Raw genomic sequence first — 11,151 nt, forward strand, 5'->3', positions numbered from 1 at the left:
ACCGGGGCGCCCGCGGACGGACCGGGCAGCGCCCACGGGCGGACCGGCGGGCACCTGCGGACGGGCCGGTGAGCACCCGCACGCGGGACCGGCGAGCCCGCGCACGGCCCCTGAGCCCCCGCGGCCGGCCACCGGTCAGAAGGCGGAGACCCCGGTCAGCGCACGGCCGATGACCAGCTTCTGTATCTGGCTGGTGCCCTCGTACAGGGTCATCACCCGGGCGTCCCGCAGCAGCTTGCCGACCGGGTACTCGTCGATATAGCCGTAGCCGCCGAAGACCTGCAGGGCGTTGTTGGCGGCCCGCACCGCGGCCTCGGAGGCGAACAGCTTGGCCTTCGACGCGGCGGTGACGAACGGCTCGCCGCGCTCGATCAGATCGGCCACCCGCCAGGTCAGCAGGCGCGCCGCGTCCACGTCCACGGCGATATCGCTGATCAGCTCCTGCACCAGCTGGTGCCGGGCGAGGGGCTTGCCGAACTGCTCGCGCTCGCCCGCGTAGCCAAGCGCGGCGTCCAGCGCGGCCTGGGCGATGCCCACACAGCCGGCCGCCACCGACATCCGGCCCTTGGCCAGCGCGGACATCGCGACCGAGAACCCCTTGCCCTCGGGTCCGAGCATGGCGGCGGCCGGGGCCCGTACGCCGTCCAGGACCAGCTCCGCGGTGGCCTGGCCACGCAGCCCCAGCTTGCCGTGGATCTCACGGCGCTCCAGTCCGGGGCTGTCCGCCGGGACGAGGAAGGCGCTGATGCCCTGGTGCCCCGGGGCGCCGCCGGTGCGGGCGAAGAGCAGCACGACATCGGCCCAGGTGCCGTTGGTGATGAACATCTTGGAGCCGTCGATGACGTACGAGTCCCCGTCGCGGACCGCCCGGGTGGCGAGGTTCGCGGCGTCGGAGCCGGTGCCCGGTTCGGTCAGGCCGAAGCAGCCGACCGCCTCGCCGGAGGTGAGCCGCGGCAGCCACGTCCGCTTCTGCTGCTCGTCGCCCCACGAGGCGAGAGTCTTGGCCACCAGCCCCAGGGAGACCGAGACGATGCCGCGCACCGAGGAGTCGGCGCGGCCCAGCTCCTCGGTGACCAGGACATAGGAGAGGTGGTCGCCGCCGGAACCGCCGTACTCCTCGGGGACGGTGAGCCCGAGGAACCCCAGGCCGCCGAGCTTCTTCACGATGCCGCGGTCGACATGCTCCGCGCGGTCCCAGGCGGTGGCGTGCGGGGTGATCTCACGGTCGGCGAAGTCCTTGGCGAGCTGCCGTACCGCGGTCTGCTCCGCGCTGAGCTCCAGATTCATCTCGGGCTCCCTGTGGACGAGATCGTGCACGTGAACATGGACGAGGTCGCGAACTTGGACGAGGGCGTGGACGAAGCCGTGGCCGAGCACGCGCGCACTTAATTAGCACTGCTAGTTTTTGAGGGGCAGCCCCTACTATGTGCGTCATGGCCCGACCCCGCAAGCCCCTGCTGAGCCGCGAGCGCATCGTCTCCACGGCGCTGGCGCTCATCGACTCCGAAGGGCTGCCGGCGCTCTCGACCCGCCGCCTGGCGGCCGAACTGGGCGTGAGCGGGCCGTCCCTCTACAACCACTTCACGACCAAGGACGAGATCCTCGACGCGGTGGCCGACACGGTCATCGCCCAGGTCGACGTGTCGGGCTTCGCGACGGGCGCGGACTGGCGCGCCGGGCTGCTCGCCTGGGCCCGCTCCTACCGCGCGGCACTCGCCGCGCATCCGCAGATCGTGCCGTTCCTCGCCCAGGGACCCGGCCGCCGCCCGGCCGGGCTGAAGATGGCCGATGCGGCGTTCGGCGGGATGGTCGAGGCGGGCTGGCCGCCCGCCCAGGCCACCAGGGTCTGTGCGATGGTCCGCTACTTCGTGGCAGGCTCCGCACTGGGCTCGTTCGCCCGCGGCTTCGTGGACGACCCGAGCGCCTACGACCCCGCCGACTACCCGCACCTGGGCCAGGCCCACCTCCTGGCGGAGCATCAACGCCAGGTGGACGAGGGCGCTTTCGAGACCGGGCTGCGGGCACTGGTGGACGGCCTGGCGCTGCAATTCCCTGCGCGGCCCGCCAAGGACTGACTACCGTGAGTGTTCCGGCCGTTACGGGAACTGGCCGGTCGTGGAGGAGGTCCCATGCCGCCGAGAAGGGTCGTCACCGGACGGAGCCAGGAGCCCCGCAAACGGTTCGCGGAGGAACTGCGCTTACTGCGTGCGCAGAAGGGCGACAGCCTGCGCAAGCTCGGTGAGGTGCTCGGCTGGGACGCGTCGCTGTTCGGGAAGATGGAGAGCGGGAAGACCATCGGCAGCCCGGAGGTGGTGGAGGCGCTGGCCCAGCACTACGGGGCGGAGGAATGGCTGCTGACACTGTGGGAGTTGGCGGCGGGGGATCCTACGCAGTTCCTGGAGCAGTACCGGAGGTACATGGCGCTGGAACAGGAGGCGATGAGCCTCTGGCATTACGCCCCGAGCGCGCCGCCCGGCCTACTCCAGACGGCCGGGTATGCGCGCGAAGCGCTCGCTACGGGCGACCTCCAGGGCCGGGAGCTGGACCAGCAGGTCGAGGCGCGCATAGGGCGTCGGAAGTTGCTGGAGCGGGACGACGCACCGCCGTTTCGCGTCATCCTCTCGGAGGCGGTGCTGCGCACGCGGCTGCGCGACCCTCAGAAGTGGCGGGAGCAGCTGGAGTACCTGGCGGAGGCAGCGGAGCGCCCGAAAATCACCCTCCACGTACTGCCGTTCAGCGCCGGTCCGCATGGCCTGATGAACACCGCTGTGAAGTTCCTGCGGCTGCTGGACGGTCGTACCGTGGCGTACACCGAGAATGACGATCGCGGTGAACTCATCGAGGAAAACTGCAGGGTTGAGGATTTGCAGCGCCGATACGATGCGATGCGTGACCTGGCGCTGCCCCCGGCCGAGTCGCGGAAGTCCATCGTCCAGATGTTGGAGGAAGTGCCGTGCGAGCCATCGACCTGAGCAAGGCGACGTGGCGCAAGAGCAGCTACAGCAACACGAGTGGCGGCGACTGCATCGAGGTCTCCGACGACTTCCTGACCGCCGCCAACTGGCGCAAGAGCAGCTACAGCAACTCCAACGGCGGGAACTGCATAGAGATCGCCGACAACCTCCCCGCCCTCGTCCCCGTACGTGACAGCAAGAACCCCCAAGGGCCCGCGCTCGTCTTCAGCGCCGCCGCCTGGGGGTCCTTCGTTGCCGCCGTGAAGAACAGAGCCGTCTAGAAGACGACCAGCGCCCGCCCGCCCTTGCCCGCCAGCATCGCGTCGAACGCCGCCGGGATGCCGTCGAGGCCGATCCGCTCGGTGACCAGCGCGGAGAGATCGAGCGCGCCGGAGCGGACGTGGCCGGCGATGACGGGGAGATCGCGGGCGGGGTCGCTGTTGCCGTAGACACAGCCGGAGAGCGTCCGGCCGAAGTAGAAGAGCTCCAGGGCGGAGAAGGTCACCTGCTGCTCCTGGCCGCCGATGCCGACGACCGTCGTACGGCCGCCGCGGCGGGTCGACGACCAGGCCGTGCGGATGGTGTCGGCGCGGCCCACACACTCCACGGCGACATCGGCGCCCACTCCTGAGGTGAGCTTGCGGATGCGCTTGGCGGTGTCGTCGCCCGCCACCACGAACTCGGTGGCGCCCGCGGCGCGGGCCAGCTCCTCCTTCTCCGGGGAGACGTCCACGGCCACGATCGGGCCCGCGCCGGCGATCCGCGCGGCCTGCAGCGTGGCCAGGCCCACCCCGCCGACACCGAAGACCGCGACCGACTCCCCCGCCCGTACCCGGGCGTTGTGGTGCACGGCGCCCCAGCCGGTGAGCACCGCGCAGCCCAGCAGCGCCGCGTCGGCGAGCGGCACCCCATCGGGCAGCGGCAGTGCGGCCCGCGCGGGCACCACGGTCTCCTCGGCGAACGCGGCGGTGCCGAGGCCGGGGTAGAGGTCGGTGGCGTCGGCGGCGAGGGTGGCGTACGGAGCGTCCGCGGCGTGGCCGGAGCGGGCACACAGCCAGGGCTCGGCCAGCCCGCAGAAGTGGCAGTCGCCGCAGGACGGCGCCCAGTTGAGGACGACCTGGTCGCCGGGGGCCACCGTGGTCACCTCGGGGCCCACCGCGGTGACCGTGCCCGCGCCCTCGTGACCGAGGACGGCCGGGGCCGGCTGGCGCAGGGTGCCGTTGGACAGGGACAGGTCGGAGTGGCAGACACCGGCGGCGGCGAGCCGGATACGGACCTGGCCGGGGCCGGGCTCGGGCAGGTCGATCTCGGTGACCCGCAACGGGGCGTTGACGGCGGACAGTACGGCGGCGCGGACCACGGGAGAACTCCTCGGGACGGAGGACGGGGCTGACAGGAAGGGCGGGCGTCGCGGCGGGGTGCGGCACCGGCCGCCCCCCGCCGCACGGCCGGATCAGAACTGCAGCGACTTGGTCTGCAGGTATTCGGTCAGCCCGTGCGGGCCCAGCTCGCGGCCGACGCCGGACTGCTTGTAGCCGCCGAAGGGGGCAAGGGGGTTGAACCGGCCGCCGTTGATGTCGACCTGGCCGGTGTCCAGGCGGCGGGCGAAGGCGACCGCCTCGGCGTCGTCGCCCGCCCAGACCGCGCCGGCCAGCCCGTAGACGGTGGCATTGGCGATCCGGGCGGCGTCGTCCTCGTCCTCGTACTTCAGGATCGACAGGACCGGGCCGAAGATCTCCTCCTGGGCGATGGTCATCTCCGGGGTGACATCGGCGAAGACGGTCGGTGTGACGTAGAAGCCCGCCCCGGCGGGTGCCTGCGGTCCGCCCGCCACGACCCGTGCGCCCTCGGCGATGCCCTGCTCGATGTAGCCGCGCACCCGGTCCCGCTGCCTGGCGCTGACCAGCGGTCCGACCCGCTCCCCCGGGACGTACTTGGCGGCCGCCGCGGTCGCCAGCTCCACGGCCTCCGCGTACCGGTCCTTGTGGACCAGCATCCGGGTCCAGGCGCTGCAGGTCTGGCCGGAGTTGGCCATGACATTGGCGACGCCGACCGCGACCGCCTTGGGCAGATCGGCGCTGGGCAGGATGACATTGGCGGACTTGCCGCCCAGTTCCAGCGCCACCCGCTTGACGGCGGCGCCCGCGAGGGCACCGATCCGCTTGCCGACGGCCGTCGAGCCGGTGAAGGAGACCAGGTCGACCCCCTCGTGCTCGGCGAGTGCCTGTCCGGCGACCGGGCCGAGTCCGGTGACGAGGTTGAAGACACCGGCGGGTATCCGGGCCGCGTCGACGCACTCGGCGAAGAGCTGGGCGACCAGCGGGGTGTCCTCGGCGGGTTTGAGCACCACCGTGCAGCCGGCCGCCAGCGCCGGAGCGACCTTGGCGACGATCTGGTGCAGGGGGTAGTTCCAGGGCGTGATCGCGCCCACCACGCCCACCGGTTCGTGCAGCACGGTGGAGTTGCTGATCGTCTCCTCGAAGGCGTGGGTGCCGGCCAGTTCGGCGTACGAGCCGCAGACCGCGAGCGGCACCCCGGCGTGCACCATCGTGCTGAAGGCGAGCGGCGAGCCGAGTTCGGCGGTGACGGTCTCGGCGATCTCCTCGGCACGCGCGGCGAGTTGGTCGCGCAGCGCGGCCAGATGGGCCGCGCGCTCGGCGGGCGGGGTGGCGGCCCAGCCCGGCAGCGCGGCACGGGCGGCGCGGACCGCGGCGTCCACGTCCTGCGCCGAGCCGGCCGGGACGGTGGCGATGACCTGCCCGTCGGCCGGGTTGACGACCTCGATCGTGCCGCTGCCCCCGGCGGGCCGCCAGCTTCCGTCGATGTACATCGCGTCGTGCTGCTTCACGTCGTGGTCCTCCCGAGCCGGCTGCTGGTCGTCCACCCAAACTAGCGCCGGTAGTTTTGTGCGCGCCAGGAATCCGCCACACGTGTGGGGTGACGGCCACCACGGGCCGGGGCGGGCCCGCAACCTCCTCCCGCCTGGAAGGTCACCACGACCCTAGGGCCCGCCCGCCCCCTCCCGCCTTGGCGGATGGCCCCCATGTTTCCCCGGTCATGTGGGGGAATCCCGCCTTGCCGTGCACCGCGTCCGCTCTCCGGTCCGCCCGTGCCGTGGCGGCGCGACCGGTCCGCCGGGCGCCCGCCCCGTGCGGGCGGCCGGGGCGCGCCGGAGGCCAGCAGCAGCGCGCCGAGCGGGACGAAGGGCGCGGCGGTGCCGGCGCCGTTGTGGGTGCCGGTCACCTAGAGGATGCCGAAGACCACACCGGCGCACAGGACCACCAGGGAGGTCAGCGCGGCCCACTTGACGGTGAACTTGGTGTGGTCACCGAACTCGACCTTGGCCATGCCGACGAGGACGTAGACGGCGGGGACCAGCGGGCTGGACATGTGCAGGGCCTGTCCGACGAGGGAGGCACGGGCGATCTCGATGGGGGCCACGCCGTGGGCGGCGCCGGCCTCGGCGAGGATCGGCACGATACCGAAGTAGAAACCGTCGTTGGACATGAAGTAGGTCAGCGGGATGCTGAGGACGCCGGTGACGATGCCCATGTGCGGGCCGAGCGCGTCGGGGATGCCGCTGACCAGCCAGCGGGCCATGTGCTCGACCATGCCGGTGCCGGTGAGCACACCGGTGAAGACGGCGGCGGCGAAGACCATTCCGGACACGTTGAGCACGTTCTCGGCGTGCGCGGCGACGCGGGCCTTCTGGTCCTTCATGTGCGGGAAGTTGACGGTCAGGGCGAGGGCCGCGCCGAGGAGGAAGAGGACCGGGATCGGCAGGGCCTGCAGGATCAGCAAGGCGAGCAGCGCGACGGTGAGCGCGGCGTTGAACCAGTAGAGCCTGGGGCGCAGGGTGGCCCGCTGCGGGTCCAGGACCTGAAGTCCGTCGTCGGTGTCGCTGTCGCTGTCGGACCCCCTGTCACTGTCGGACCCCCTGTCGCTGTCGGCATCGGCGTCGGCCTGGCTGCCGGAGCCCGTGCCCGCGCCGCCGGTGCCTCGCTGCGCACCGCCGCCGACGGTCCCCGTGCCACCGGCACCCCCCGCGCCACCGGCACCCGCGCCGACCAGCACCTGCTCGGTCTCCTTCGCGCTCTCCCGCTCGTCCGCGGCCTCGGTCACCAGCCGGGTGTCGCCGAGGGTCAGCGTGCCGAGCCGCTTGCGCTCGCGCCGGCCGAGGACGTACGCGAGGGCGAACACCGCTACCAGGCCGACGGCCAGCGCCGGGATCATCGGGACGAAGATGTCGCCGGCGTCGAGCTTGAGGGCGGTGGCGGCGCGGGCCGTCGGTCCGCCCCAGGGAAGGGTGTTCATCACGCCGTTGGCGGTGGCGGCGACACCGGTCATGACCACGAGGCTCATCTTCAGCCGCTTGTAGAGCGGGTAGAGCGCCGAGACGGTGATCATGAACGTGGTGGAGCCGTCGCCGTCGAGCGAGACGATCGCGGCGAGCAGGGCCGTGCCGAGCACCACCCGCACCGGGTCGGCCTTGCAGAACCTCAGGATGCCGCGGACGACCGGGTCGAAGAGCCCGACGTCGATCATCACCCCGAAGTAGATGATGGCGAACATCAGCATCGCGGCCGTGGGGGCCAGGTCACCGATGCCCTTGAGGACGTAGTCGCCCAGGTGGGCGCCCTGTCCGACCAGGATGCAGAACAGCGCGGGGATGAGCACCAGCGCGGCCATCGGTGACATCTTCTTCATCATGATCAGCGCCAGGAAGGCGGCGATCATGACGAATCCGAGGATTGTCAGCATTAGGGGTACCTCACGTTCGCCCTTGAACATCTGCCGGGGGGTGGCAGTTCAGGCGACGGTAGGTCCCCTTAACTTTTGTTAACAAGGTCTTGACACGCGAGCAATACGAGCAAAACCCCAGGTCAATACGGATCTCACCGGACGGGCGTGCGCCCAACCGGCAACCTGCCGCCGGCCGGGGCACCGGGCCACCGGGACGCAGCGCCGTCGGCGCCCGGCCGGCCTCTCACGCCTCCGCCGTCTCCCCCTCCGTCGTCTCCCCCTCCCCCGAGCCCGGCGCGTCCAGATAGCGCGCCAGGTAGGCCCGGAGCAGTTCCTTGGTCTCCGTGACGATGGCGGGATCGCCGGCCGGGTCCGTGCGGAAGGCGAGCTGGAGCAGCGCGTCGGCCGTCTCGACGCCGACCAGGAAGGCGGTGCGCAGCCGCTCGTCGGCGGTGTCCAGACCGAGCGGGCCGGCGAAGAGGGCGCGCAGCCGGTCGGCGACCTCGTCATTGGCCTGCCGGGAGGCATGCGGGGCGGGGAGGGTGAACTCCACCAGGGCGAAGCCCGGCATCGTCCGCTTCATGGCGAGGTATTCGTCGACCACCACGTCCATCGCGTGGCGCCATTGGAGCGGCCGGCCGACCGGGGCGGTCAGCCGGGCCGTGATGCGGTCCGCGTAGGCGTCGAGATTGCGCCGGGCCAGCGCCTCGGCCATGGCGCGCTTGTTGGGGAAGAAGCGGTAGACGGAGCCGATCGGGACGCCCGCGCGGCCGGCCACGGCCCGGGTGCTCAGCTCGTCGTATCCGGTCTCGTCCAGGACTTCGGCGCACGCGTCGAGGATTCTGGCCAGCCGCTGGGCGCTGCGCTGCTGGACGGGTGCACGGCGCAGGGAGGCGGGCGGGGGGCCGGGGCGAGGGGTCGGCTGCTGCACCCGTCCATCCTGCCCGCCGCCCCGACGGGCGGGACCGCCATCGCCGCGATTTGGCCCACCGGAGCCGGCCGCCTGCTGACCGCCGCGAACCAGCCCGCGTCCGGCCGCCCCCGGCATCCGGCCGACCGGCGCGATCCGGCCGACGCGGCCGGGAGCCTCCGTTGACGCCCCCCGACGGCAATCCTAAGGTCTTGCATAGGATTCCTTGAGCGGCAGGAGCACGCGATGGCAGGCACGGGCAACGAGCAGGCGAGGAAGACGGCCGAAGGGCTGGCGTACAGCACCGGCTTCGGCAACGAGCACAGCTCGGAGGCCGTCCCCGGCGCGCTGCCGGTGGGCCGCAACTCCCCCCAGCGCGCACCGCTCGGCCTGTATGCCGAACAGCTCAGCGGGTCCGCTTTCACCGAACCGCGCGGCCACAACCACCGCTCCTGGCTCTACCGCATCCGCCCGTCGGCCGCGCATCCGCCGTTCGTCCGCGCCGGACAGCGCGGCGTCCGCTCGGCGCCGTTCACCGACTGCGCCCCCGACCCCAACCGGCTGCGCTGGAACCCGCTGCCCGCGCCCGCCGGCCCGACCGACTTCCTGGACGGGCTGTGGACGCTGGGCGGCAACGGCGACGCCACCCAGCGCACGGGCATGGCCGTCCACCTCTATTGCGCCAACACCTCCATGGAACGGCGGGTGTTCGGCAACGCGGACGGCGAGCTGCTGATCGTGCCGGAACGCGGCGGGCTGCTGCTGCGCACCGAACTCGGCCTGCTGCACGCCGAACCGGGCGAGGTGGCGTTGATCCCGCGCGGCATCCGCTTCCGCGTCGAGCTGCTGGACACCGCGCCCGACGGCGAGCAGGGCCCGCCCGCCCGCGGCTACGTCTGCGAGAACTACGGCCGCCCCTTCCAGCTCCCCGACCTGGGCCCGATCGGCGCCAACGGTCTGGCCAACGCCCGCGACTTCCGCGCACCGGTCGCCGCCTACGAGGACGTCGAGGGCCCCGTCGAGGTCGTGAACAAGTTCTGCGGCCACCTCTGGACGGCCACCTACGACCATTCGCCGCTGGACGTGGTCGCCTGGCACGGCAACCACGTCCCCTACGTCTACGACCTGCGCCGCTTCAATGTCATCGGCTCGATCAGCTACGACCACCCCGACCCGTCGATCTTCACCGTGCTCACCGCCCCCTCCGACACCCCGGGGCTGGCGGGTGTCGACTTCGTGGCCTTCGCGCCGCGCTGGCTGGTCGGCGAGGACACCTTCCGGCCGCCGTACTTCCACCGCAATGTGATGACCGAGTACATGGGGCTGATCGAGGGCGCCTACGACGCCAAGACTGCCGGAGAAGGGGGTTTCGTTCCGGGCGGCGGTTCGCTGCACAACATGATGTCGGCGCACGGGCCCGACCGGGAGACCTTCGACCGGGCGAGCGCCGCCGAGCTGCGGCCGCAGAAGATCGACGACGGGCTGGCCTTCATGTTCGAGACCCGCTGGCCGCTGACGCTCACCGAACAGGCCCGGGACGCCGGCCATCTGCAGCGCGGCTACGACGACGTATGGCAGGGTCTGCAACGTCATTTCCGCCCGTGACACCGGGGAACGCCTCGTGACCACCTTCGCTCCCGACTCGCTCGCCCTGAACCGCAAGCTGCCGCTGTGGTACCAGGTCTCGCAGTCGTTGCGCGCCTCCATACTCGGCCGCCCGCCCGAGGCGCCGCTGCGGCTGCCCACCGAGGACGCGCTCGCCGCGCACTACGGCGTGAGCGTGCTGACCATGCGCCAGGCCCTCAAGGAGCTGGAAGCGGAGGGCCTGATCAGCCGGCACCGGCGCCGTGGCACCTTCATCGAGCCGAGCGCCCAGCGCGGAGCGCCGGTGCGGCTGCTGGGCTCGGTGGACACGATCGTGGCCCAGCAGTCCGGGATGAGCACCGAACTGCTGGAGCACGGCCCCACCGCGGTACCGCCCGAACTGTCCCAGTATTTCCCCGACATGGCGGAGGTGGCCGGATACCGCCGGCTGCGCAGCGACGAGGAGACCGGCGAGCCGACCAATCACGCACACAACTACGTACGCCCCGAGGTCGCCGAGCGGATCGACCCGGCGGATCTGCTGCGCTGGCCGATGACGAAGGTGCTGCGGGACGGGGTCGGGGTCCGGATCAGCCGGATCACCGACAGCGTCGAGGCCCGCCTGGCCGACCCCGAGACCGCCCGCCTGCTACAGGTTCCGCTGCTCAGCCCGATCCTGCACTACACGGGGGTCACCTACGGTGAGGGTGGCGACGTGGTTGATGTCGCCCGGATTCATTACCGGGGCGACCGCTTCTCGTTCACGGTGACGCTGGACGCTTAGCTGCTTCCCACGTTTTCGGCTTTCCCACCGTGGGGGTTGCTCGCCGTTCTTCGCCCCGCTGCGCGGGTGCGCCCGCCGTTTCGCCTGGCGGCGGGCCGGGTCCGCTGCGCGGGGCTGTGGGTGCGGTGACGGGCCTCCGGGGCCTGGTGTGTGGACTGCTTCGCTTTACGTCCACA

The 11,151-nt window shown here is 71.8% G+C and carries 10 protein-coding genes; 5 read left to right on the forward strand and 5 right to left on the reverse strand.

The window, feature by feature from the left end; all coding sequences use genetic code 11:
• Positions 1-135: 135 nt before the first annotated feature.
• On the reverse strand, positions 136-1,287 hold the full coding sequence (locus ABZ851_RS23110) for an acyl-CoA dehydrogenase family protein (protein WP_361130668.1): 1,152 nt from the start codon (positions 1,285-1,287) through the stop codon (positions 136-138).
• A 146-nt stretch (positions 1,288-1,433) separates the two neighbouring features.
• Between ABZ851_RS23110 and ABZ851_RS23115 the strand changes: the two genes are divergently transcribed.
• Genes ABZ851_RS23115 through ABZ851_RS23125 form a run of 3 tightly spaced genes read left to right on the forward strand, consistent with a single transcriptional unit; the run spans position 1,434 to position 3,235 of the window.
• Positions 1,434-2,075, forward strand: a complete 642-nt coding sequence (locus tag ABZ851_RS23115) for a TetR/AcrR family transcriptional regulator C-terminal domain-containing protein (RefSeq protein WP_361130671.1) — start codon at positions 1,434-1,436, stop codon at positions 2,073-2,075.
• A 54-nt stretch (positions 2,076-2,129) separates the two neighbouring features.
• Complete coding sequence (locus ABZ851_RS23120) at positions 2,130-2,972, forward strand: helix-turn-helix transcriptional regulator (protein WP_361130674.1); 843 nt, start codon at positions 2,130-2,132, stop codon at positions 2,970-2,972.
• Positions 2,954-3,235, forward strand: a complete 282-nt coding sequence (locus tag ABZ851_RS23125; protein WP_361130676.1) for a DUF397 domain-containing protein — start codon at positions 2,954-2,956, stop codon at positions 3,233-3,235. The genes ABZ851_RS23120 and ABZ851_RS23125 overlap by 19 nt, the downstream gene beginning before the upstream one ends.
• Here the strand turns inward: ABZ851_RS23125 and ABZ851_RS23130 are convergent.
• The 4 genes from ABZ851_RS23130 to ABZ851_RS23145 all read right to left on the reverse strand — a co-directional run bounded on the left by ABZ851_RS23130 (position 3,232) and on the right by ABZ851_RS23145 (position 8,628).
• Positions 3,232-4,314: a Zn-dependent alcohol dehydrogenase gene (locus ABZ851_RS23130; protein WP_361130679.1), complete on the reverse strand. Its 1,083-nt coding sequence runs from the start codon at positions 4,312-4,314 to the stop codon at positions 3,232-3,234. The genes ABZ851_RS23125 and ABZ851_RS23130 overlap by 4 nt on opposite strands.
• Before the next feature lie 93 nt (positions 4,315-4,407).
• Entirely contained in the window at positions 4,408-5,802 is a 1,395-nt protein-coding gene (locus ABZ851_RS23135; protein WP_361130682.1) for an aldehyde dehydrogenase family protein, read from the reverse strand.
• 395 nt (positions 5,803-6,197) lie between these two features.
• Positions 6,198-7,715 carry a citrate:proton symporter gene (locus tag ABZ851_RS23140; RefSeq protein WP_361130685.1) on the reverse strand — a complete coding sequence of 506 codons (1,518 nt, stop codon included), beginning with the start codon at positions 7,713-7,715 and terminating at the stop codon, positions 6,198-6,200.
• Between the two features lie 226 nt (positions 7,716-7,941).
• On the reverse strand, positions 7,942-8,628 hold the full coding sequence (locus tag ABZ851_RS23145; RefSeq protein ID WP_361130688.1) for a TetR/AcrR family transcriptional regulator: 687 nt from the start codon (positions 8,626-8,628) through the stop codon (positions 7,942-7,944).
• A 225-nt stretch (positions 8,629-8,853) separates the two neighbouring features.
• On the opposite strand from ABZ851_RS23145, the gene hmgA reads away from it, so the two are divergent.
• Complete coding sequence (gene hmgA, locus ABZ851_RS23150; RefSeq protein WP_361130691.1) at positions 8,854-10,212, forward strand: homogentisate 1,2-dioxygenase; 1,359 nt, start codon at positions 8,854-8,856, stop codon at positions 10,210-10,212.
• Between the two features lie 16 nt (positions 10,213-10,228).
• Positions 10,229-10,975 carry a GntR family transcriptional regulator gene (locus ABZ851_RS23155; protein WP_336054204.1) on the forward strand — a complete coding sequence of 249 codons (747 nt, stop codon included), beginning with the start codon at positions 10,229-10,231 and terminating at the stop codon, positions 10,973-10,975.
• Positions 10,976-11,151 lie beyond the last annotated feature (176 nt).

This window comes from Streptomyces sp. NPDC047049 (assembly GCF_040643995.1).
GTDB lineage: Bacteria > Actinomycetota > Actinomycetes > Streptomycetales > Streptomycetaceae > Streptomyces > Streptomyces mooreae.